The 22,585-nt window shown below is 70.9% G+C and carries 21 protein-coding genes; 7 read left to right on the plus strand and 14 right to left on the minus strand.

Annotated elements, in window-relative coordinates; translation table 11 throughout:
* Nucleotides 1–63: 63 nt before the first annotated feature.
* Entirely contained in the window at nt 64–780 is a 717-nt protein-coding gene (locus ACFY9S_RS39275; protein ID WP_391138723.1) for a DUF4232 domain-containing protein, read from the plus strand.
* An 11-nt stretch (nt 781–791) separates the two neighbouring features.
* Here ACFY9S_RS39275 and hemB read toward each other — a convergent pair whose 3' ends face one another.
* Nucleotides 792–1,790, minus strand: a complete 999-nt coding sequence (hemB, locus tag ACFY9S_RS39280) for a porphobilinogen synthase (RefSeq protein ID WP_391138725.1) — start codon at nt 1,788–1,790, stop codon at nt 792–794.
* 308 nt (nt 1,791–2,098) lie between these two features.
* On the opposite strand from hemB, the gene ACFY9S_RS39285 reads away from it, so the two are divergent.
* The 3 genes from ACFY9S_RS39285 (at nt 2,099) to ACFY9S_RS39295 (ending at nt 5,476) form a co-directional block, all read left to right on the plus strand.
* Nucleotides 2,099–3,487 (plus strand): FAD-binding protein, encoded by a 1,389-nt coding sequence (locus tag ACFY9S_RS39285; protein ID WP_391138727.1) that lies wholly within the window; start codon nt 2,099–2,101, stop codon nt 3,485–3,487.
* A gap of 1,000 nt (nt 3,488–4,487) precedes the next feature.
* On the plus strand, nt 4,488–5,273 hold the full coding sequence (locus tag ACFY9S_RS39290) for a Scr1 family TA system antitoxin-like transcriptional regulator (protein WP_391138755.1): 786 nt from the start codon (nt 4,488–4,490) through the stop codon (nt 5,271–5,273).
* Complete coding sequence (locus ACFY9S_RS39295; protein WP_391138729.1) at nt 5,270–5,476, plus strand: DUF397 domain-containing protein; 207 nt, start codon at nt 5,270–5,272, stop codon at nt 5,474–5,476. Before ACFY9S_RS39290 ends, ACFY9S_RS39295 begins: the two co-directional genes overlap by 4 nt.
* Before the next feature lie 324 nt (nt 5,477–5,800).
* Here the strand turns inward: ACFY9S_RS39295 and ACFY9S_RS39300 are convergent, their stop codons facing one another.
* From ACFY9S_RS39300 to ACFY9S_RS39320, 5 genes are all read right to left on the minus strand, one after another.
* Entirely contained in the window at nt 5,801–7,507 is a 1,707-nt protein-coding gene (locus ACFY9S_RS39300; protein ID WP_391138731.1) for a uroporphyrinogen-III synthase, read from the minus strand.
* On the minus strand, nt 7,504–8,499 hold the full coding sequence (gene hemC / locus ACFY9S_RS39305; RefSeq protein WP_391138733.1) for a hydroxymethylbilane synthase: 996 nt from the start codon (nt 8,497–8,499) through the stop codon (nt 7,504–7,506). Before hemC ends, ACFY9S_RS39300 begins: the two co-directional genes overlap by 4 nt.
* On the minus strand, nt 8,496–10,268 hold the full coding sequence (locus ACFY9S_RS39310; RefSeq protein WP_391138735.1) for a glutamyl-tRNA reductase: 1,773 nt from the start codon (nt 10,266–10,268) through the stop codon (nt 8,496–8,498). The genes hemC and ACFY9S_RS39310 overlap by 4 nt, the downstream gene beginning before the upstream one ends.
* Entirely contained in the window at nt 10,265–11,032 is a 768-nt protein-coding gene (locus ACFY9S_RS39315; protein WP_391138737.1) for a redox-sensing transcriptional repressor Rex, read from the minus strand. Before ACFY9S_RS39315 ends, ACFY9S_RS39310 begins: the two co-directional genes overlap by 4 nt.
* Nucleotides 11,033–11,345: 313 nt before the next feature.
* The gene (locus ACFY9S_RS39320) at nt 11,346–11,615 is read right to left on the minus strand and encodes a glutaredoxin family protein (RefSeq protein ID WP_391138739.1); all 270 of its coding nucleotides are present in this window, start codon (nt 11,613–11,615) and stop codon (nt 11,346–11,348) included.
* Nucleotides 11,616–11,786: 171 nt separating this feature from the next.
* Here ACFY9S_RS39320 and ACFY9S_RS39325 point away from each other — a divergent pair, with 171 nt between their 5' ends.
* The 3 genes from ACFY9S_RS39325 (at nt 11,787) to ACFY9S_RS39335 (ending at nt 15,305) form a co-directional block, all read left to right on the plus strand.
* Nucleotides 11,787–12,704 (plus strand): HAD family phosphatase, encoded by a 918-nt coding sequence (locus ACFY9S_RS39325; protein WP_102910697.1) that lies wholly within the window; start codon nt 11,787–11,789, stop codon nt 12,702–12,704.
* Between the two features lie 349 nt (nt 12,705–13,053).
* Nucleotides 13,054–13,824 carry an ECF subfamily RNA polymerase sigma factor, BldN family gene (locus ACFY9S_RS39330; protein ID WP_030840376.1) on the plus strand — a complete coding sequence of 257 codons (771 nt, stop codon included), beginning with the start codon at nt 13,054–13,056 and terminating at the stop codon, nt 13,822–13,824.
* Nucleotides 13,825–14,060: 236 nt separating this feature from the next.
* Nucleotides 14,061–15,305, plus strand: a complete 1,245-nt coding sequence (locus tag ACFY9S_RS39335; RefSeq protein ID WP_391138741.1) for a DUF5667 domain-containing protein — start codon at nt 14,061–14,063, stop codon at nt 15,303–15,305.
* Nucleotides 15,306–15,536: 231 nt separating this feature from the next.
* Here the strand turns inward: ACFY9S_RS39335 and ACFY9S_RS39340 are convergent, their stop codons facing one another.
* The 8 genes from ACFY9S_RS39340 to ACFY9S_RS39375 form a co-directional block, all read right to left on the minus strand.
* Nucleotides 15,537–16,592: a 1-acyl-sn-glycerol-3-phosphate acyltransferase gene (locus tag ACFY9S_RS39340; RefSeq protein WP_391138743.1), complete on the minus strand. Its 1,056-nt coding sequence runs from the start codon at nt 16,590–16,592 to the stop codon at nt 15,537–15,539.
* A gap of 14 nt (nt 16,593–16,606) precedes the next feature.
* Nucleotides 16,607–17,668 carry an NAD-dependent epimerase/dehydratase family protein gene (locus tag ACFY9S_RS39345; RefSeq protein ID WP_391138745.1) on the minus strand — a complete coding sequence of 354 codons (1,062 nt, stop codon included), beginning with the start codon at nt 17,666–17,668 and terminating at the stop codon, nt 16,607–16,609.
* A gap of 200 nt (nt 17,669–17,868) precedes the next feature.
* The gene (locus ACFY9S_RS39350; protein ID WP_003948845.1) at nt 17,869–17,967 is read right to left on the minus strand and encodes a 30S ribosomal protein bS22; all 99 of its coding nucleotides are present in this window, start codon (nt 17,965–17,967) and stop codon (nt 17,869–17,871) included.
* Nucleotides 17,968–18,121: 154 nt separating this feature from the next.
* Complete coding sequence (locus ACFY9S_RS39355; RefSeq protein WP_004984898.1) at nt 18,122–18,334, minus strand: helix-turn-helix domain-containing protein; 213 nt, start codon at nt 18,332–18,334, stop codon at nt 18,122–18,124.
* A 129-nt stretch (nt 18,335–18,463) separates the two neighbouring features.
* Entirely contained in the window at nt 18,464–19,279 is an 816-nt protein-coding gene (locus ACFY9S_RS39360) for a phosphatase (protein ID WP_391138747.1), read from the minus strand.
* A gap of 118 nt (nt 19,280–19,397) precedes the next feature.
* Nucleotides 19,398–20,570 carry an acetoin utilization protein AcuC gene (locus ACFY9S_RS39365; protein ID WP_391138749.1) on the minus strand — a complete coding sequence of 391 codons (1,173 nt, stop codon included), beginning with the start codon at nt 20,568–20,570 and terminating at the stop codon, nt 19,398–19,400.
* A complete protein-coding gene (locus ACFY9S_RS39370; RefSeq protein WP_391138751.1) occupies nt 20,521–21,738 on the minus strand; it encodes an MFS transporter in 1,218 nt (405 codons plus the stop codon). The genes ACFY9S_RS39365 and ACFY9S_RS39370 overlap by 50 nt, the downstream gene beginning before the upstream one ends.
* Before the next feature lie 95 nt (nt 21,739–21,833).
* Nucleotides 21,834–22,478, minus strand: a complete 645-nt coding sequence (locus ACFY9S_RS39375; protein WP_391138753.1) for an HAD-IA family hydrolase — start codon at nt 22,476–22,478, stop codon at nt 21,834–21,836.
* Nucleotides 22,479–22,585 lie beyond the last annotated feature (107 nt).

The following is a 22,585-nucleotide window of genomic DNA, read 5'->3' on the forward strand; positions in this document are numbered from 1 at the left end:
ACCGGCAGCGCGACCCGCCCTGGCCTGCTTCCCAACCGCCTTTGTCCGAAAGGAAACGCAGTCATGCGCAAGTACCACGCCCTCCCCGTCGCCCTCCTGGCCGCCCTCGCCCTCACGGCGTGCCAGGACGGCACGGGCACGAAGGACGAGGGCGCCGCCCAGCAGCCGGCCTCGGCGACGGTCACGGCGACCCACCCGGCCGATGGCGCGAACAGCGGCGGAGGCACGAGCGGCACGACCGGTACCCAGGCGGCGAAGGACAAGAAGGCCACGCAGGACCGGACCGCCGCGCAGGACCAGAAGGCCCCGCAGCCCGCGAAGGACAGGACGGCCGCCAAGAACCCCACGGCAACCCGCGTCTCCTGCAACGGCTCCAACACCACCGTCACCGCGAAGCCGGTCCGCCGTCCCCTCAACCACATGCTGCTCACGGTGAAGAACACCGGCTCGAAGACGTGCGACCTCACCTACTACCCGGTGCTGCGCTTCGACGAGATGCAGTGGGTCCCGCAGCCGGTCAAGGACTCCAGGCCGCAGGCGGTGACGACCCTGGCGCCCGGCGAGTCCGGCTACGCCGGCGTCTCGCTGTCGGCGGCCGACGGCAGCGGGGAATGGGGCACGACCGCCCGCAAGCTCACGGTCGGCTTCCAGGGCCGCACGCCGAACAGCGACGGCGGCCCCGCGGCGATCCCGGCCCTGCCGGCCAAGGGCGTGTACTACGACAGCACGCTCACGGTCACGTACTGGCTGCGCGACATGGACGACGCGCTGTCCTACTGAAGCCGGAAGACCTACTGGTCCTTGAGCTTCTGGGCCACTTCGGTGGCCCAGTAGGTCAGGATGTTGCGCGCACCCGCCCGGCGGATGCCGGTCAGCGCCTCCATGATCGCCCGGTCGCGGTCGATCCAGCCCTTCTCGGCGGCGGCCTCGATCATCGAGTACTCGCCGGAGATCTGATAGGCGGCGACGGGCACGTCCACGGCGTCCGCGACCCGGGCGAGGATGTCCAGGTAGGGCCCGGCCGGCTTGACCATCACCATGTCGGCGCCCTCCTCCAGGTCGAGGGCGAGCTCCCGCAGCGACTCACGCACATTCGCCGGGTCCTGCTGGTAGGTCTTCCGGTCCCCCTGCAGGGACGAGCCGACGGCCTCACGGAAGGGCCCGTAGAAGGCCGATGCGTACTTCGCCGTGTAGGCGAGGATGGCGACGTCCTCCCGCCCGATCTGGTCGAGGGCGTCGCGGACGACCCCGATCTGCCCGTCCATCATCCCGCTGGGCCCGACGACATGGGCTCCGGCGTCGGCCTGCACCTGGGCCATCTCGGCGTACCGCTCCAGGGTCGCGTCGTTGTCGACCCGCCCCCGCTCGTCGAGCACGCCACAGTGCCCGTGATCGGTGGTCTCGTCGAGGCAGAGATCGGACATGACGAGCAGGTCGTCCCCCACCTCGGCCCGCACGTCCCGCAGGGCGACCTGGAGGATCCCGTCCGGGTCGGTCCCCGGCGTGCCGAGCGCGTCCTTCTTCGACTCCTCCGGCACGCCGAACAGCATGATCCCGGAGACCCCCGCCGCGACGGCCTCCGCGGCGGCCTTCTTCAGACTGTCCCGGGTGTGCTGCACGACCCCCGGCATGGCGGTGATCGGCACGGGCTCGCCGATGCCCTCCCGCACGAAGGCCGGAAGGATGAGATCGGCGGGGTGCAGCCGGGTCTCGGCGACCATTCGACGCATGACGGGGTTGCTCCGCAGCCGCCGCGGCCGAGTACCGGGAAAAGATCCGTACGTCGTCATGCCCACTACGCTACGCCCGCCCCAAACCCCCCGATACCGACGCCTTGTCGGCCTCCGCCCCCGCTGCTGGCATGCGCGCCACCCCCGCTGCGGGCATGCGTGCCGCTAAGGACGGCACGGGTGGGCGCAGCCGCACCCCGCTCCGCCCGGGCTGCGAAACGCCCCGCGCCCAGCCCCCACGCCGAGCACCTCGCAGCCCACAGCCCCGCAATGCGCCCGGCACCCCCCAGGTCCATCCTGAAACAACAAGGACCCCGACGGCCTCCACACCGCCGCCGTCCCTCCGTACCCGCCCCACGGAGGACGCGATGACCGCCCCCCACCACATGCCCGACCTCTTCGCCCTCTCGGAGATCAACGGCCCCGTCGTGCGCCCCGGCGAACGGGCCTACGCCGACGAAGTCACCGGTTTCAACCTGGCCGCCCTGCACACCCCGGACGTGGCCATCGGGGCGACCGGCCCCGACGACATCGTCACCGCCATGCGCTGGGCCGGCGCCACCCGCACCCCCGTCGCCGTCCAGGCCACCGGCCACGGCGCGAACTTCCCGATCGAGCACGGGCTGCTGATCAACACGTCCCGCATGACGGACGTACACGTGGACCCCGCCACCCGTACGGCCACCATCGCCGCCGGCGCGAAGTGGAGCCACGTCATGGCCGCGGCCGCCCCCCACGGCCTGGCAGGGCTCTGCGGAACCTCCACCGACGCGGGCGTCATCGGCTACGTCCTCGGCGGCGGACTCCCGGTCCTCGGCCGGGCCTACGGCTACGCCGCCGACCTGGTCCGCTCCTTCCAGGTCGTCACCCCGGACGGGCACCTGCGCGAGTCGGACCCCCGGCACGAGCCGGAACTGTTCTGGGCCCTGCGCGGCGGCAAGGGCAACGTGGGCGTCGTCACCTCGCTCGTCACCGAACTGCTGCCCCTGCCCCGGCTCTACGGCGGCGGCATCCACTGCCCCGCCGACCACGCGGAGACCCTGCTGCGGACCTGGACGGACTGGACCCGCACCGTCCCGGACGAGATGTGCAGCATGTTCTCGGTGCTGCGCCTGCCGCCCATCCCGCAGATCCCGGAACCCCTGCGCGGCGGCTTCTGGGCCCGGGTGGCGATCGCCTGGCCGGGCGAGGCGGCCGAGGGCGAAGCCCTGATCGCGCCGCTGCGCGCGTGCGTTCCCGTGGCCGTCGACACGGTCGAGGTGATGGACCACGCGGCCGTGGACCGCATCCACATGGAACCCCAGGACCCGCTCCCGGCACGGGAGTGCTGCATGCTCCTGCGCGACCTGCCCTCCGACGCCATCGACACGTTCCTGGAGCAGGTCGGCCCCGCGGCCGGCGCCGAGCACCCACTCCTCGTCGCCTCACTGCGGCACATGGGCGGCGCGCTGTCCCGCCCGTCCGCCGTCGAGGACGCCGTGTGCGCCCGCGACGCCCGCTACTTCATGGAGTCGGTCGGGATCATGCCCGCCCCGCCCGTCGCCGAGGCCGTCGAACAGGCCACGCGCCGCCTCTACGGCGCCATGACCCCGTACGGCACGGGCCGCACCATGGTCAACATCCACGGCACCCCGGGCGACGAACAGGACCGTGCCCGCGCCTGGACCCCGGAGGTCTACGAACGCCTGCGCCACGACAAGGCCGTCTACGACCCGGAGAACCTGCTGCGCTACGGCCACGCGGTGACTCCCGCGTAGCCGCAGCCGTTTCAAGCGCGCCCGACGGGTCGGAGGCCTGGTCGTCTTCTTGGGCCCTTTCCCTGGCCTGCGCACCGACCACGGGACCGTCGGAGGTACGGGCGGCGACATTGGATGCGGGGGCATGGTGGGCGTAGGTCCGCGTGTACAGGCGGCCCGCTTCCGTGCGCTCCCGCACCCGCTCCAGATAGCCGCGCGCCTCCAGCTCCCGCAGCGCGAAGGCGATCCGGTCCCGGCCCTCGGGGAAGCGTTCGGCGAGGCTGCGGATGTCGACCGGGGCGCCCTCCGGCAGCGACAGGATGTGAGTCGCCAGCCCGATGGCGGTCAGCGACAGCTCTCGGTGCTGGGCGAGGTGGTTGCCGACGATCGTGTACCGGTCGGGTTGGTACGCCCGTACGTGGGTGACACCGGAGTGGGTGGTGGTCTGCCGAAGCTCCTGCTTCGGGCGCACGGCAGCGTTAGGCTTCTTCTCAGCCATGGGGAAGGTCTCGACTTCCTCGTTGGTCAGGCCCTCGCACTGGGATTGCAGTCCCGGCGAGGGCCGATGCATGTGTGGGGTTGTGATGTTGCCTGGGGCGAGACTGCACGCCCGAACGGCCACCGCGCCACTCGCACCCACCGGTTTCACCCGGCAGGGTGACGTAGGCGGGGTTTGGTTGGTTGGGAGGTCTTTTCCCCGGGTTCTTTGGTCTTTTACCGCCCGCCGCCCCGGCCCGCACCGCACCGGCCCACGTGCTTCCGGGCGCCGGTACGGCACATCGGCGGCACGTCACCCTCACGCACCGAGATCGAGCTCGGCCCACACGGTCTTGCACGGCACCGGGCCTGTTCGCACACCCCAGCGGTCGGCCAGCGCCTCGACCAGGACCAGACCATGACCGGACCCGGCGGGCTCCGCCCCTGCGCTCGCCCGTGCCCGCGTGGGCAGTTGCTCGCCCCGGGCGTCGGTGACCTCGATGCGAAGAGTGGCAGGCGCTGTGACGATGAGGCCGGGGCCGTGATGCGGACGGTGGTACGGCAGCTGAAGTTGTGGCGGGAGGCGGCCGGCCTCACTCAGGCGGAGTTCGGGGCGGCCATCGGATACGGGGAGGAGCTGGTCTCGTCCGGGGAGCGGGGGCGGCGGATCCCGCGGCCGGAGTACCTGGACGCGGCGGACGATGCGCTGAGGGCGGGCGGCAGGATCGCGGCGATGAAGGGGGACGTGGCGGAAGCCCGATACCCGAAGAAGGTGCGAGACGTGAAGCGCCTGGAAGCGGAAGCCATCGAGATCTGCTCTTACAACAACTGCGTCATCGATGGACTGTTGCAGACCGAGGCATATGCGCGAGCAGTGTTCAGCTCTCGGCGGCCACAGTTCGGAGAAGAGGAGTTGGAGCAGAGGGTGGCCGCTCGGCTGGATCGTCAGGAGATCTTCAGCGCCCCAACAGCTCGCCCCCTTCTCAGCTTTGTGCTGTGCGAAGCGACGCTGCGCCGCCTGATCGGGGGCAAGATGGTGATGCGCAACCAGCTCGAACGGCTGTCGGAAGTGGCCCACCTGCGGAACGTCGACCTACAGGTATTGCCTCTTAGCCGGGAGGACAACTCAGGCCTCGGCGGCCCCTTCCGACTCCTCAAGCTCAAGGACGGAGCGGCCGTGGGCCTGAACGAAGTCCAGCTCACCAACCGCGTGATCACCGACCCAAAAGAGACCACGGTCCTCGACATGCGCTATGGGATCATCCGGGCGCAGGCTCTCACGCCACGGGAGTCGCTGGCCTTCATCGAGAAAGTGCTGGGAGAGTCATGACCCTCAAGTCCTCTGACGGAGCCGACGGCAAGCTGGAGTGGATAAAGAGCAGCTACAGCTCGGACGACGGTCCTTCCTGCGTTGAGGTCGCCACCACGTTGGCCAGCGTCCACGTGCGCGACTCCAAGATCCCAGACGGTTCCCGCCTCGCCCTCACCCCCACCACCTGGGCGACCTTTCTGCCGTACGCGTCCAGCCACTGACGAGGACGCGGCTTGCGGAGCATGACGTCGTGCTCGTCGGCGTGCCAGGGGGCCATGCGCTGCCACGGCGTGAACGGAGTGACGAGGCGGACGGTGATCCCGTCGGAGGCGAGGGTGGCCGGTCCCCTTCAGCTCACGCCGGTAGCCCTGGAGCTGGTCGTACGCGGTACGGGCACTGTCGTTGCTGTCGGCCTTCTTCAACTCCAGGACGGCGATCGGAAGGCCGTTGCCCTTCGCGCACATAGGGAATGCCCCACCGTCCCTGTCCGGGACAGCGGGGCATCGTCCCCAGAGGCGCCCCCGAAAGGACGCCCCGCCTCCACGTCAGGTCGTCGACCGCCTCCGCCGCGCCCCCGGCCGCCGCTCGCTCGGCCGCGTCACCGGATCGCCGGCCTCCACCGCCGCGACCCGGCGCTTCGCGCCGAAGTCGGCCAGGGCTTCCGCCAGCTTGTGCACGGACGGCTCCGGAGCCATGACGTCCACCCGGAGCCCGTGCTCCTCGGCGGTCTTCGCCGTGGCCGGGCCGATACAGGCGATCACCGTGACGTTGTGCGGCTTGCCGGCGATGCCGACCAGGTTCCGCACGGTCGACGACGAGGTGAAGAGAACGGCGTCGAACCCGCCGCCCTTGATCGCCTCACGCGTCTCCGCCGGCGGCGGCGAGGCCCGCACGGTCCGGTAGGCCGTGACGTCGTCGACCTCCCAGCCGAGCTCGATCAGCCCGGCCACCAGCGTCTCCGTGGCGATGTCCGCACGCGGCAGGAACACTCTGTCGATCGGGTCGAAGACCGGGTCGTACGGCGGCCAGTCCTCCAGCAGACCCGCGGCCGACTGCTCACCGCTCGGCACCAGGTCCGGCTTCACACCGAACGCGATCAGCGCCTTCGCCGTCTGCTCGCCGACGGCCGCGACCTTGATGCCCGCGAAGGCACGCGCGTCGAGCCCGTACTCCTCGAACTTCTCCCGCACGGCCTTGACCGCGTTCACCGAGGTGAAGGCGATCCACTCGTAGCGGCCCGTGACGAGCCCCTTGACCGCGCGCTCCATCTGCTGGGGCGTGCGCGGCGGCTCGACGGCGATCGTCGGCACCTCGTGCGGCACGGCCCCGTACGACCGCAGCTGGTCGGAGAGCGACGCCGCCTGCTCCTTCGTACGCGGCACGAGCACCTTCCAGCCGAACATCGGCTTGGACTCGAACCACGCGAGCTGGTCGCGCTGGGCGGCGGCGGAACGCTCACCGACCACGGCTATCACCGGCCGGCCGCCCTCGGGCGAGGGCAGCACCTTCAGCTGCTTCAGCGTCTGGGCGATCGTGCCGAGCGTGGCGGACCAGGTGCGCTGCCGGGTCGTCGTACCCGCCACGGTGACCGTCATCGGGGTGTCCGGCTTGCGTCCGGCGGAGACGAGCTCGCCGGCCGCCGCGGCGACGGAGTCCAGCGTCGTGGACACGACGACCGTGCCGTCCGACGCCCCGACCTCCGTCCAGCACCGGTCCGACGCCGTCCGCGCGTCCACGAACCGCACGTCCGCGCCCTGCGCGTCCCGCAGCGGCACACCGGCGTACGCGGGCACGCCGACGGCGCTCGCGATGCCGGGGACGACCTCGAAGGGCACCCCGGCGGCGGCGCACGCCAGCATCTCCTCGGCGGCGTACGTGTCGAGTCCGGGGTCCCCGGACACGGCACGCACGACCCGCCTGCCGCCCCGCGCGGCCTCCATGACAAGATGTGCGGCATCCCGCACCACAGGGACGGCCGCGGTGGTTGACGTGCCGTCAACTACCGTCAGCTGGGGCGCTCCTGTGCCCGGAGCAGGATCCTGGGAAGGATCCGTATCCGTGTGCACTTCGGACACGCCCTGCCTGGCGTGCTGACGTACGACGTCGAGCACCTCGTGCTCGGCGACGAGGACGTCCGCGTGCGCCAGCGCCTCCACGGCGCGCAGAGTAAGTAGTCCCGGATCTCCGGGTCCGGCACCCAGGAAGGTGACGTGCCCGTGTTCAGGACCGGCGGAAAGGGCGGTGGGGCTCAATGTGCTCGCTCCCCCATCAGACCGGCCGCGCCCTGGGCGAGCATCTCGGCCGCGAGTTCGCGACCGAGCGCCATTGCCCCGTCGTGCGTCTCGGGCACGGGACCGGTGGTGGACAGCTGCACCATGCGCGTGCCGTCGGTGGTACCGACGACTCCGCGCAGGCGCATTTCCTTGACAATCTGCCCGTCGGCCTGGGGGTCCCCCCGCTCGAGCGGATCCGAGAGTGGGGGCAAGTCGGCCAGCGCGCCCACAGGGGCACTGCAACCGGCTTCCAGGGCGGCGAGCAGTGATCGCTCGGCCGTTACGGCGAGCCGCGTGAACGGGTCGTCGAGCTCGGCGAGCGCGGCGATGAGGTCCGCGTTGACCGCGGCACACTCGATCGCCAGGGCCCCCTGGCCGGGGGCGGGCAAAACCGTGTCGACCGACAGGAAGTCGGTCACTTCGTCACCGCGGCCGATCCGGTTCAGTCCGGCGGCGGCCAGCACGACGGCGTCGAGCTCCCCGCTGCGCACGAAACCGATGCGGGTGTCGACGTTGCCGCGGATCGGGACCGTCGCTATGTCCAGGCCGTGGCTGCGGGCGTACGCGTTGAGCTGCGCCATGCGGCGCGGCGAACCCGTACCGATGCGGGCCCCGGAGGGCAGGTCGGTGAACTTCAGCGCGTCCCGGGCGACGATCACGTCCCGCGGGTCCTCGCGTACCGGCACGGCGGCCACGACCAGCTCGTCGGGCTGCGTGGTCGGCAGGTCCTTCAGCGAGTGCACCGCGAAGTCGACCTCGCCCTTGAGGAGCGCGTCGCGCAGGGCGGTCACGAACACGCCGGTGCCGCCGATCTGGGCCAGCGCCTCGCGCGAGACATCGCCGTACGTGGTGATCTCGACGAGCTCGACGGGTCGCCCGGTCACCCGGCTCACGGCTTCCGCCACCTGCCCGGACTGGGCCATGGCGAGCCTGCTGCGCCGGGTGCCTAGCCTCAGCGTCTTGTCGGTCATGCCGGGCCTCGGTCTTTCTCTGTGCTGTCCTCGGCCCGGGAGACGGCGGCAACCGTCTCGGGGTCGAGGTCGAACAGGGTCCGCAGCGCGTCCGCGTACCCGGCGCCGCCGGGTTCGGCCGCGAGTTGCTTGACCCGCACGGTCGGCGCGTGGAGCAGTTTGTCCACCACGCGCCGCACGGTCTGGGTGATCTCCGCTCGGTGTTTGTCGTCGAGGCCGGGCAGCCGTCCGTCCAGCCGGGCGATCTCGCCGGCCACGACATCGGCGGCCATGGTGCGCAGGGCGACCACGGTCGGGGTGATGTGCGCGGCCCGCAGTGCTGCGCCGAAGGCCGCGACCTCGTCGGAGACGATACGCCTGACCTGGTCCACATCGGCAGCCATCGGAGCGCCCGCGGAGGCCTCCGCCAGCGATTCGATGTCCACCAGCCGCACCCCGGTCAGCCGGTGCGCGGCCGCGTCGATGTCACGCGGCATCGCCAGGTCCAGCAGGAAGAGCACGGGCTCGGGCCGCTGCGGCTCCTCGACCGGCTCGGGCCTGCGGCGCTCGGGAATCCGGCCGAGGGTGGCGGCGGTCGCGGCGAGCGCCGCGATGGCGTCGGTGTCCGCGGCCGGGTCGAGCGTGCCGACCGCGCCCGGCCGGGCCGGACCGCCCGCCGCACGCTGGGCGCCGCCCGCTGTGCCGTTGTCCACCCACGCCGCGTGCTGCTCCAGGTCTGCGGCGGCCATCCCGGCCACGGCCGCCTCGCCCAGCACGGAGAACCCGGCGGTTCCCTGCACCGAGGACAGCTCCAGCGGGCAGCCGTCCTCGGCGCCGAGGCTGGTGCCCGACGCGCCGCCGCGCTGCGCACCCGGGCCGGTCGCGGGTCCGGACGCGCCGCCCGGCGTGCCCGGGCCGTCCTCGCCGGGCACGTCCGACGGCGCGGGCGTACGGCCCTCGATCGCCTCGGCGACCGACTCGGCCGTCAGGACCAGACCCGTCGCGCCGGTACAGGAGACGGTGACGTCGGCACGTGTCAGCTCGGCCGGCACCGACTCCATCGGTACCGCGCGGGCCAGCACGTCCGTGTCGTCGCCCTCGCTCAATATCCGGGCGAGCCGCTCGGCGCGGTCGAGGGTGCGGTTGGCGACGACGATCTCGGCGACCCCGGCCCGCGCGAGCGTGGCCGCGGCCAGGGAGGACATCGAACCGGCCCCGATGACCAGGGCCTTCTTGCCCCGGGCCCACTGCTGTACGTCGCCGCCCCGGGCCAGCTGCTCCAGGCCGAAGGTGACCAGGGACTGGCCGGCGCGGTCGATGCCGGTCTCGGAGTGGGCGCGCTTGCCGACCCGGAGGGCCTGCTGGAACAGGTCGTTCAGGAGGCGGCCGGCGGAGTGCAGGTCCTGGGCCCGGGCCAGGGAGTCCTTGATCTGGCCGAGGATCTGCCCCTCGCCGACGACCATGGAGTCCAGTCCGCAGGCCACCGAGAACAGGTGGTGGACGGCCCGGTCCTCGTAGTGCACGTAGAGATAGGGAGTGAGCTCCTCCAGGCCGACGCCGCTGTGCTGGGCGAGCAGCGTGGACAGCTCGGCGACACCGGCGTGGAACTTGTCCACGTCGGCGTAGAGCTCGATGCGGTTGCAGGTGGCGAGCACCGCGGCCTCGGTGGCCGGTTCGGCGGCGACGGTGTCCTGCAACAGCTTGACCTGGGCGTCCGCGCTGAGCGAGGCCCGTTCCAGGACGCTGACCGGGGCGCTGCGGTGGCTGAGTCCGACGACGAGGAGGCTCATGCCGGCATCACGGCGGGCATGTCCCCGTCCGGTCCCTGGTCGGTGGAGTCGCTGCGGACGGCGGCGGTCGGGACGCCCCCGTCGGAGGCGGCGGCGGCCTCCTCCCCGGCCTTGCGCTGCTCGTGGAAGGCGAGGATCTGCAGCTCGATGGAGAGGTCGACCTTGCGCACGTCGACGCCTTCGGGGACGGACAGCACGGTCGGCGCGAAGTTCAGGATGGAGGTGACACCGGCGGCCACGAGCCGCTCGCAGACGGCCTGGGCGGCACCGGCGGGGGTGGCGATGACACCGATCGACACGCCGTTGTCCTGGATGATCTTCTCCAGGTCGTCGGAGTGCTGCACCGGGATCCCGGCGACGGGCTTGCCGGCCATGGCGGGGTCGGCGTCGATCAGCGCGGCGACCCGGAAACCGCGGGAGGCGAAACCGCCGTAGTTGGCGAGGGCGGCGCCGAGGTTGCCGATACCGACGATCACGACCGGCCAGTCCTGGGTGAGCCCCAGTTCGCGGGAGATCTGGTAGACGAGATACTCGACGTCGTAGCCGACACCCCTGGTCCCGTAGGAGCCGAGGTAGGAGAAGTCCTTGCGCAGCTTCGCGGAGTTGACCCCCGCCGCGGCCGCGAGCTCCTCGGAGGAGACCGTGGGCACCGAGCGCTCCGACAACGCGGTCAGAGCGCGGAGGTACAGCGGAAGCCGGGCGACGGTGGCCTCGGGAATCCCTCGGCTGCGGGTCGCCGGTCGGTGAGTTCGGCCAGTTGCCACGGTGCTCCTGCGGGTAGAGCGGGGCTGTAGGCGGTCATACGTCCCTACATGACCGCCCCGTCGAAAGCAGGCTATGTCTTTGTGAACGCGTGCACAAAGATGGTGTCCGATTTGCCCGGCCAACGTGACCGGGGTCACGCGCCCCCGGCGCACGCGCGGGGAACCGGCACATACGCACCACCGGTCCCTGTCTTCTGGGGGCAAAACCGCACACTCTCCTCAGTGAATCCCGCCCCCGAGACCAAGTCACCATCGATCCTAAGCGACCCGGCGACCACTTTGGACTGATCGGTCAGTCGCCCGCCGGGCGGCATCAGGCGGTCAGCGCCTTGCGCAGGCGGTCCTCGTTCACGCGCCAGAACGTGTGCTGCATGCCGTCCACCAGCACGACCGGGATCTGCTCCCAGTACTGGTCGTGCAGTTCCCGATCCTCGGTGATGTCCTTCTGCTCCCAGGGGACTCCGAGATCACCGCACACCTTCTCCACAACGACCTGTGCGTCATCACACAGATGACAGCCGGGCTTGCGGATCAGGGTGACGAGCCGGTCCCGAGGGGGCGTGCGACGGAAGAGGGGACTCATGTCGGCCATTGTCGCGCGCCCGGCGGCAAGCGGTACCCCCGCGAAAGCGCCAGGGGACACGCCGGGCGCGTCCGTCCCGCGCGGCGTCTTTGACGACACGCTCGCCGAGAGTTCACATGCTTCCAACCTTCTGACTCCGGAACCCCCGAACAAACTGGCTATGCTCACGCCATGGCCGCTCTCGGATGGCTCACTCCCCGTAGGCGCTCCGCCACGGCGCGGAGCGTTTTGGCAGGCGAGGCCTCGGCGGAGGCAGCCCGCAAATCCACGCAGGAAGCCGCCGGCACGACCGAGGAACCGCAGTTCCCGGTGCACGGCGACGACCGGGCCGCCGCCTTCTTCGACCTGGACAACACCGTCATGCAGGGCGCCGCCCTCTTCCACTTCGGGCGCGGCCTGTACAAGCGGAAGTTCTTCGAGACGCGCGAGCTGGCGAAGTTCGCGTGGCAGCAGGCGTGGTTCCGCCTCGCCGGGGTCGAGGACCCCGAACACATGCAGGAGGCCCGCGACTCGGCCCTGTCGATCGTCCAGGGCCACCGCGTCGCCGAACTGCAGTCGATCGGCGAGGAGATCTACGACGAGTACATGGCCGAGCGCATCTGGCCCGGCACCCGCGCCCTCGCCCAGGCCCATCTGGACGCGGGCCAGAAGGTCTGGCTGGTGACGGCCGCCCCCGTCGAGATCGCCACGGTCATCGCCCGCCGCCTCGGCCTGACCGGCGCCCTCGGCACGGTCGCCGAGTCCGTCGACGGCGTCTACACCGGCAAGCTCGTCGGCGAACCGCTGCACGGCCCCGCGAAGGCCGAGGCGGTCCGCGCGCTGGCCGCCGCCGAGGGCCTGGACCTCGGCCGCTGCGCCGCCTACAGCGACTCGCACAACGACATCCCGATGCTCTCGCTGGTCGGCCACCCCTACGCCATCAACCCGGACAGCAAGCTGCGCAGGCACGCCCGCGAGCTGGACTGGCGCCTGCGTGACTACCGCACGGGCCGCAAGGCGGCCAAGGTCGGCATCCCCGCCGCGGCGGGCGTCGGCGCGGTCGCCGGCGGCACGGCGGCGGCCATCGCCCTGCACCGCCGCCGCCGCTGACCACCCGATCAAACCGGGACACGGATGTTTACGGCCTGACAATCGCCGTAAATCCAACTGGCGTACCCCCACAACCTCGTATCCAGTCCTCTTGGCTGCACACGGCCACAACACGCCCTGGACTCAGCTGCAATCCGAACCTTTTCGATCAACAACCGTTCAGGGTCCGGTACTTGATTCGGCGTCAATGGGTTACGGAAGCGACGTAACCGATGATTTGAGCAACTCGGTGTAGCAGTGCCTGTACGAAGCGTTATTCTCCTCAGACGCAATCCGGTACCCCTCCGTCGCTACGACGGGTGAAAGGTCCCGTACTGCACGTGATGGAAGCTCTGCCTCTGGGAGTCCCGTGTACCCACACGTCGGGGTTGACGCCTCGGGCCTGGCTACGCTGCGCGCAACGGTCCAAGACCTGTTGCGCGGCTTCGTCCCCACCGCGTACGCCGTCCCCGCATTCGCCACCGCCGCGCCCGTCGGCCCGTGCTACGCACTGGCCGACGGCAGCGCTGCGGTCGGCAGACGAGGCCGCCCGTCCGGGGCGGCCACCGCGCGCCGGCCGGCCGCGGACAGCGACAGCGCCCGGATGATGGACCTCGTGGAGCGTGCCCAGGCCGGCGAGTCCGACGCCTTCGGCCGCCTCTACGACCAGTACAGCGACACCGTCTACCGGTACATCTACTACCGCGTCGGAGGAAAGGCCACAGCCGAGGACCTCACCAGCGAGACCTTTCTGCGTGCCCTGCGCCGCATCGGCACCTTCACCTGGCAGGGCCGCGACTTCGGCGCCTGGCTCGTCACCATCGCCCGCAACCTCGTCGCGGACCACTTCAAGTCCAGCCGCTTCCGCCTCGAGGTCACCACCGGCGAGATGCTCGACGCCAACGAGGTCGAGCGCTCCCCCGAGGACTCCGTCCTGGAGTCCCTCTCCAACGCCGCCCTGCTCGACGCCGTACGGCGGCTCAACCCCCAGCAGCAGGAGTGCGTGACACTCCGCTTCCTCCAGGGCCTCTCCGTCGCGGAGACCGCCCGTGTCATGGGCAAGAACGAGGGCGCCATCAAGACCCTCCAGTACCGGGCCGTCCGCACCCTCGCCCGGCTCCTGCCGGAAGACGCCCGCTGACCGCCCCGTACGCACGGCGACATCCAACTCACGGACCGTGAAAGTCCGTTGACTTCGGCATCCGATCATCCAGCGTCCGTAACCCAAGTGCCGCGCCACTCGTTGTGCGGGATGCAGGCTCCCTGTGGTCACCCCCTGGCCGACTCCGATCACTCGATCGTGTGGTCGTGATCAGGGTGTGCAACCCTCAGGACCCCCTGGGGAGTCGACCGTCATGACGAGAGGAGGTGCCGCCAGTGATCGCGAACGTATCGGCGCACCGGCGGGCGAACGCCTTCGCCCAGGCCCTGGAGGAGCAGTCCGAGCAGGGCACGGCGGCCGAGCAGCCCGAAGGATCGGCACCGGCCCCGGCAGTCGCGGAACCGAGTGAGCAGGCCCGCCAGCTGGCGCTCGCCTCGGGTCTCGGCGCGTTGCCCAAGCCGGAGCTCGACCCGGAGGTCAAGGTCGTTCAGCGGGCCCAGCTGGTGGCCGCGTTCGAGGCCATGCTCCAGGAGGGCACCGCGGGCGGCGGGGCGACGGACCGTGCGGTCCCCGAGCAGCGATCCCGGTCCCGGGGCGCGCACCGCGCGGGTTCGCTGAAGAAGTTCCGGCCGCGTTCCCGGCTCGCCAAGGGCCTCACCGCGGGCGGACTCAGTGTCGGGGTGGCCGCGAGCGCCTTCGGCGGAGTCTCCGCCGCCAGCTCGGAAGCCTTGCCCGGCGACTCGCTCTACGGCCTCAAGCGCGGCATCGAGGACGTCAAGCTCGGCCTCGCCGACGGGGCGGACGAACGCGGCCGGGTGTACCTCGACCACGCCTCCACCCGGCTCCGCGAAGCCCGTCGCCTGATGGAGCGCGGCCGCAGCGGCCCCCTGGACCACGAGTCCCTCGGCGAGATCCGCCGTGCCCTGTCGGGCATGCGGCACGACGCGTCCGAGGGCCACCGGTTGCTGAGCGAGGCGTACGAGCGCGACCCGGACTCCCTGGGCCCCATGCAGGCCCTGTCGGCGTTCTCCCACTCCCACCGCCAGGCCTGGGGCGAACTGCGCGAGCGACTGCCCGTCCAGCTGGGAGACGTCAGCGAGGAGGTCTCCTCGGTGTTCGACGCCATAGAGGAGGACGTCGCCCCGCTGCGGTCCCTGCTGCCCGAGCCCCCGGCCACCGGCGGCGGCGACGGCAAGCGGCAGGGCGCCACCGAGTCGGCTCCCAGCGGCTCCTCCGGCACCGACCGCTCGACCCGCCCCAGCGACAGCGGCAGCAGGCACAGCGACGAGGGCAGCACCGGCAGTGGCAGTCCCAGCCGCTCGGCCGGCTCCGGCGGCGACAGCGACGGCCTGCTCGGCGGCAACACCGGCGGCCTGCTCGACCCACCGAAGGACAGCGAGGCGAGCACCTCCCCGTCGGCCGAGGGCAACACACCCGTCCCCGAGCCGGACGTGACGCTCCCGCCGCTCCTGCCAGGGCTGCTGCCCGGCCTGGGCATCGACAGCGAGGACGCGGACTAGACGGTGACGGTGGGGGCGCCCCTTCGGCAAGGGGCGCCCCCACCATCTTCCGTGGGCGGCACAGCGGACAGGCGCACAGCGGACAGGCTCAGAAGAACACCGACCGCAGCTGCACCAGCAACTTGGCCCCTCCTGTCTGCTGCCCTCGCACTGCTCCGCAGGCTTCCGGCAGCCGCGCCGGACTCCGTCCGACGGCTCCGAGCGACCGGCGGGCCGTTGCGAACCCCGGCGTCAGAAGAACACCGACCGCCGCTGCACCAGCAACTTGTACAGCGTGTGCTGGATCTGCTCCCTGACCTGGTCGGTCAGGTTGAACATCAGCATCGGGTCCTCCGCCGCCTCCGGCGGGTAGCCGTCCGTCGGGATCGGCTCGCCGAACTGGATGGTCCACTTGGTCGGCAGCGGGATCGCCCCGAGCGGCCCGAGCCACGGGAACGTCGGCGTGATCGGGAAGTACGGGAAGCCGAGCAGCCGGGCGACCGTCTTGGCGTTGCCGATCATCGGGTAGATCTCCTCGGCCCCGACGATCGAGCAGGGGATGATCGGCGTCCCCGCGCGCAGAGCCGTCGAGACGAAACCGCCGCGGCCGAAGCGCTGCAGCTTGTAGCGGTCCGCGAAGGGCTTGCCGAGGCCCTTGAAGCCCTCCGGCATCACCCCGACCAGTTCACCCTGCTCCAGCAGCCGGGAGGCGTCCTCGGCGCACGCCAGGGTGTGACCGAGCTTGCGGGCCAGCTCGTTGACCACCGGCAGCATGAACACCAGGTCAGCGGCGAGCAGGCGCAGATGCCGGCCCGCCGGATGATTGTCGTGCACGGCGACCTGCATCATCAGGCCGTCCATCGGCAGCGTGCCGGAGTGGTTGGCGACGATCAGGGCCCCGCCCTCGGCCGGGATGTTCTCGACGCCCTTCACCTCGACCCGGAAGTACGTGTCGTACAGCGGGCGCAGCAGGGACATCAGGACCTGGTCGGTGAGCTCCTCGTCGTAGCCGAAGTCGTCGACCTCGTAGTCCCCGGTGAGGCGGCGGCGCAGGAAGGCCAGGCCGCTCGCGATCCGCCGTTCGAGACCGCCCTCGCCGTCCCCCGAAGGCTCCGGCGGCTGTTCCTCAGAAGTCACAGGAACATCATCCTGCGGAACAGCCCTGGTGGGCAGGGGCTGCACCTCACGTACCGGCACGGACTCCGCGCCCGGCCGGCGGTTCCCGGCGCTCCGGCGCCGCTGGGGACGCTGCACGGCGCTCCCCCGGGACCGGTCGTCGTCGAACGGAATGACCTTGGCGTCCGCCATCGTTGATGCGCTCCTCAGTTGGCGCTCTGCGTCGGGAGGTGTCCGCCGCCCGCGAGGGGCAGGTCGGCGATCCGGTCGACGGCCCCCGCAAGGGCCTGTGGCGGAAGGAGTCCGGGACCCTGGCTGCGGGCGAAGTCCGCGAACGTCTCCGCGGTCGTGTACTTGGGCTGGAATCCCAGCGTCTCGCGCATCTGGCCCGTGGCCACCACCCGGCCGTGCGTGAGCAGCCGGATCTGCTCGGGCGAGAAGTCCGTCATCCCCAGGGTACGCACCAGCGAGCCCGCCCAGGTGACCGCCGGGAGCAGCAGGGGCACGGTGGGGCGCCCCAGGCGCCGGGAGCACTGGGAGAGCAGCAGCACACCGTCGCCGGCGATGTTGAAGGTGCCGCTGTTGAGCGTGCCCCGCCGGGGTTCGTGCGAGCCGATCCGCAGCACCTCGATCACGTCGTCCTCGTGCACGAACTGCAGCCGCGGGTCGTAGCCGAACACGGTCGGCAGCACCGGCAGCGCGAAGTACGAGGCGAGCGGGGTTTCCGCGGTCGGGCCCAGGATGTTGGCGAACCGCAGCACGCACACGGCCACGTCGGGCCGCCGGCGCGCGAAGCCGCGGACGTAGCCCTCGACCTCGACGGTGTCCTTGGCGAAGCCGCCGCTGGGCAGCGACTTGGGCGGGGTCGTCTCGGTGAACACCGCCGGGTCGCGCGGCGCGGAACCGTAGACGTTCGTACTGGACTTCACGACCAGCCGCTGCACGGACGGGGACTTCTGGCAGGCACCGAGCAGCTGCATGGTGCCGATGACGTTGGTCTCCTTCAGGGAGGTCCGGCTGCCACTGCCCAGCGGCGTGCCCGTCACGTCCAGGTGGACGATCGTGTCGGCGCCCGTCTCGGCGAGCACCCGCGCGATGCCGGGCTGCCGGATGTCGGCCTGAATGAAGTCCGCACCGCCCAGATGATGCTCGGGAGGCACCGCGTCCACGGCGACGACCCGTTCCACCTCGGGGTCCCGCTGGATCCGCCTGACGAACCGGCCCCCCAGCTGGCGGGCCACTCCGGTCACGAGCACGACCTTGCCCAAGATCAGCGCCTTCCTTCCAGAACCTCTCGCCCCCGCCGCGTTCCCCCGTGGGGCCAACTTAGCGGGTTGCTGTTGCGCTGTGATGACCGCCCGATGCGTGAAGTGACCGGAACCGGCGGACGGCGGGCCGGATATGCGTGTGGCCCCCCACCGGCGGTGGGGGGCCACAGCAACGCTCTCGCGGCGTCCGCGTCGCGAACCTACTTCTTGTTACGACGCTGAACGCGCGTGCGCTTGAGCAGCTTGCGGTGCTTCTTCTTCGCCATCCGCTTGCGCCGCTTCTTGATAACAGAGCCCACGACTACCCTCGCTCACTTCTCATCACTCGGTGTTTGGGCGCCATGGGCCCATACGACCTACGAGGGGCCAGCCTACCCGTCCGAGCGCTGAGGTCGTAATCGAGGAGGCCGGGGAGGCCCGAAGTGCCCTGTGAGGACCGCCCCGACCCTGCCGTCAGGCGGTTTCCACCCCCACATAACTCTCGCGGAGGTACTCGTGAACCGCTTGCTCCGGGACGCGGAAGGACCGCCCCACACGGATCGCGGGCAGATGACCGCTGTGCACCAACCGGTACACGGTCATCTTCGACACTCGCATCACCGAGGCGACTTCCGCCACGGTAAGGAACTGAACCTCGTTCAGAGGCCTCTCGCCAGCTGCAGCCATGACACACCTGAACCTTCCGCACTCGACGGCCACCGGCTTCCCCTTCCGGTGACTCTTCGTCGCTGCGTGCTCACTCCCCAATGTAGGTGCCAGTGATGCGAGTGGGGAAGAGGTGCACCCATCGGCGGCCTACTGTGACAGACACGCCCGATTGAGTACGTAGCGGGTAAGCGGCAGGTAGTAATCGGATCGCACGCCGTCATCAAGTGGAACGACCACGGACACGGACCCCTCGGCCTCTCCCACGAACGGCGCCGGGTCGTCCGTATCGGCCGGCCCGATGGCCTCGAACCCCAGCTGACCTGCCCCGCAGACCCACCCGTGGTCCCCGATCACCAGCTCGGGAAACGGCCCGCCGACCTCCGCACAAGCGGCCAGTACGGTACGAACCGGGAGAGGTGAGTGCGTATGTGCGCCGGGCTCACAACCGGGGCGTTCGGCGCCGGGGGTCCGCACCAGCGCGACTCCTCGTACGTAGTCGAGGTTGTACGTACGTAGACCGAACCGGGTCGTTATGTCGACACGACGACCCTGCGCGGGGGTGAGGACGGCACATCCCGCCGCCGACAGCGCGTCTGCCAGAGCGCCGTAGAAACCGAGCAGCCGGTGCGGGTGCCCGGTGCCGAGGAGTACGGGAGCACCCCGCCGGGCGGCCTCGGCGAGGCGTTCCGCGAAGGCGTCCAACGCCGCCAGGGTCCGCTCCGGATCGATCACGTCCTGGCCGGAAACCTGCCTGCAATCGGCCGAAACACCACACCGGTCCGCCATCAGCTCGATCAACTCCCGCTGCCCCCAGGCACCTTCGGGATCGAGGCCGAGCAGCACCCGGGGGTCCCGGGCGGCGAAGAGCCGGTAACGACGCAGGCTCTCCTCCCGCGAGGTCGCCACGGTCCCGGCGAGCCGCGCGCCCACCAGGTGCGCACGCAGGGCTTCGGTGGTCAGCACACGAAGATCGTGCGTGACCGGAACTCCACCTGTCCCGAAAACCCGCGAACACCGCACGCTCGGCCTACGCCCGGCACCACTCCCTCACGCCGGCAGCCCGCAGCAGGAACACCGCCCCTCACGCCAGCAGCCCCCGCAGCGGGAACACCGCCCGCCGGGCCGCCAGCACCGCCTGGTCCAGCCGGTCCGCCGGGTCGTACCCCGCCTCCCAGCCGGACCACTCCACCGGCCAGCGCCCGTCCGTCATCCGTGCCGGGGCCAACTGCCGTGTCCGCGCGAACGCTTCCTGCCGCCAGCCCTCGGGAATCACCGCCTCGGGCGCCACGGCCCGGCCCGCCGCGATCGCGACCAGATGCGTCCACGAGCGCGGCACGACGTCCACCACCGCGTAGCCGCCCCCGCCCAGGGCCACCCACCGCCCGTCGGCGTACTCGTGCGCCAGGTCGTGACAGGCGACCTGCACGGCCCGCTGCGCGTCCAGCGACACCGCCAGATGCGCCAGCGGATCCTCGAAGTGCGTGTCGGCCCCGTGCTGCGTCACCAGCACCTGCGGCCGGAAGTCCGCGATCAGCTCCGGCACCACCGCGTGGAACGCCCGCAGCCATCCGGCGTCCCCCGTCCCGGCCGGCAGCGCCACATTCACCGCCGAACCCTCCGCGGAGTCCGCCCCGGTCTCCTCCGGCCATCCGGTCTGCGGGAACAGCGTCCGGGGGTGCTCGTGCAGCGAGATCGTCAGCACCCGCGGGTCCTCCCAGAACGCCGCCTGTACCCCGTCCCCGTGATGCACGTCGACGTCGACGTACGCCACCCGCTCCGCCCCGAGCTCCAGCAGCCGGGCGATCGCCAGCGAGGCGTCGTTGTAGATGCAGAACCCGGACGCACCACCCGGCATCGCGTGGTGCAGCCCGCCCGCGAAGTTGACCGCGTGCAGCGCCTCACCGCGCCACACGGCCTCCGCCGCCCCGACCGACTGCCCGGCGATCAGCGACGACACCTCGTGCATCCCGGCGAACGCCGGATCGTCCATCGTCCCCAGCCCGTACGCCTGGTCCGCCGCCGCCGGGTCCGCCGACGCGGCCTTCACCGCCCCGATGTAGTCCTGACGGTGGACGAGCCGCAGCGTCGACTCCCCGGCCGCCTTCGCGGCGACGATCTCCACCTCACGGTCCAGCCCGAAGGCATCGACCAGTTTCCGGGTCAGGGCGAGCCGGACCGGGTCCATCGGATGCCCCGGACCGAAGTCATAGCCCGTTACTGCCTCGTCCCACATCAGCTGTGCGCGGCCGCTCATGCCCGCCACCGTATCGGTCCGGTTGAGGCGCGAACGACCGGGCGTACACCAGCGTCACCAGCACCAACACCATCGGCACCAGCATGGCCCCGCGATAGCTCCACAGATCCCCGAGCACCCCGACCAACGGCGAACCGATCAAGAACCCCAGATAGTTGAAGACATTCAGCCGCGCGACGGCCGCGTCCGAGGCCCCCGGGAACAACCGGCCGGCCGCCGCGAACGTCTGCGGCACCAGCACGCACAGTCCCAGCCCCAGCAGCGTGAACCCCAGCATCCCGACCCACGCCCCAGGAGCGGTCGCCACCACGGCGAAGCCGGCCGCCGCCACCAGCGCCCCGCCCCGAACCACCGCGACCGCCCCGAACCGCCGCACCCCGAGGTCCCCGACCGCCCGCCCCAGCAGCGTGGTGACCATGTACACGTTGTAGGGCACCGTCGCCATCTGCTCCGAGCTGCCGAGCACGTCCTGCAGGTATTTGGCGCTCCAGTTGGAGACGGTCGAGTCCCCGATGTACGCGACCGTCATCACCAGGCACAGCGGCAACAGCCACTTGAAGACGACCACCTGGCCGTCCCCGCCCTTCTCCTCCGCCACCGGCCCCGCATCCCGGTCGTCGACATACCACCGGCTCCCCACCAGCACAGCAGGGAACAGCACCAGTACCACCGGCAGATACGACACCCACAACGCCAGATGCCAGTGCGCACCGACCCAGGCCAACGAGGCCCCTACGATCCCGCCCAGGCTGTAGGCCGCGTGGAAACTGAGCATGATGCTGCGCCCGTACGACCGCTGCAGGCTCACCCCCAGCATGTTCATCGACGCGTCCAGCACCCCGACGGCGAGCCCGAACGCCGCCAGCGCGACCCCGAGTTCCACCATCCGCTCCCCGGCCCCGACCCCGAGCAGCGCCAGCAGCACCACGGGCTGGGACCACCGCAGCAGCCGGCTCGGCGGCACCCGCTTCACCAGCCGCTCGGTGGCGACGCTCCCGACCCCGGCCAGGATCGGTACGGCGGCCAGGAACGCCGGCAGCAGCGCGTCGGACACCCCGTAGCGGTCCTGGATGGCCGGGATCCTCGTCACGAGCAGAGCGAAGGCGACACCCTGCACCAGGAAGCCGAACGCCAACGAGCCCCTGCCGCGCCGCAGCACTTGAGTCATGGCGGCGAGCGTAGGGCCCCGGCCTACCCGTGGGTAGATCCAGCCAAAGATGAGTTTGCCTCATCTTCGGCCTGGGGCCGTCCTGCGGGAACGGCTCACACCAGCAGGTCGGCCAGCTGCCCCATGTCGGAGAAGAGTCCGCTCGCGCCGGCGAGCTTCTCCGCCGGCGTCATGGCGGTGAAGCCGTAGACGTCCATCCCGGCCGCGATGGCCGCCTGCACACCGAGGGGACTGTCCTCTACGACGACACACCGCTCCGGCGAGACCCCCATCCGCGAGGCGGCGTACAGGAAGAGGTCCGGGGCCGGCTTCCCCCGTCCGACGTCCTGTGAACTGAAGATCCGCCCCTCGTCGAACCACCGGTCGAGCCCGGTCGTGCGATGCCCCACCCGGATCCGCTCATGGCTCCCGGAGGACGCCACGCAGTACGGCACGGCGTCCGCGGCCAGCTTCTCCAGGACTCCGGATGCCCCGGCCACGGCCACCAGGTCCTGCTCGAACGCTGCGAACACCCGTGTGTGGAAGACGTCGTCGAAGCTCTCCGGCAATCGCTGCCCCGTCCGCTGGAGGACGATCTCATGGATGCGGTGCATCGCCGATCCCATGTAGTCCCGAATGGACTCCTCGTACGAAGTGGGGTGCCCCAGCTCGGTGAGGTACGCCGCAAGCAGCCGGTTTGAGATGGGCTCACTGTCGACGAGCACACCGTCGTTGTCGAAGATCACGAGGTCATAGCGCATGGCTTTGAGCCTAAACGCAGAAAACCCCCGTACCGAATGGTACGGGGGTTTTCTCAAGAATTGTTCGGCGGCGTCCTACTCTCCCACAGGGTCCCCCCTGCAGTACC

Origin of the sequence: Streptomyces sp. NPDC012474, from assembly GCF_042955185.1 — a bacterium.
In the GTDB taxonomy this organism is placed as follows: Bacteria; Actinomycetota; Actinomycetes; order Streptomycetales; family Streptomycetaceae; genus Streptomyces; species Streptomyces cahuitamycinicus.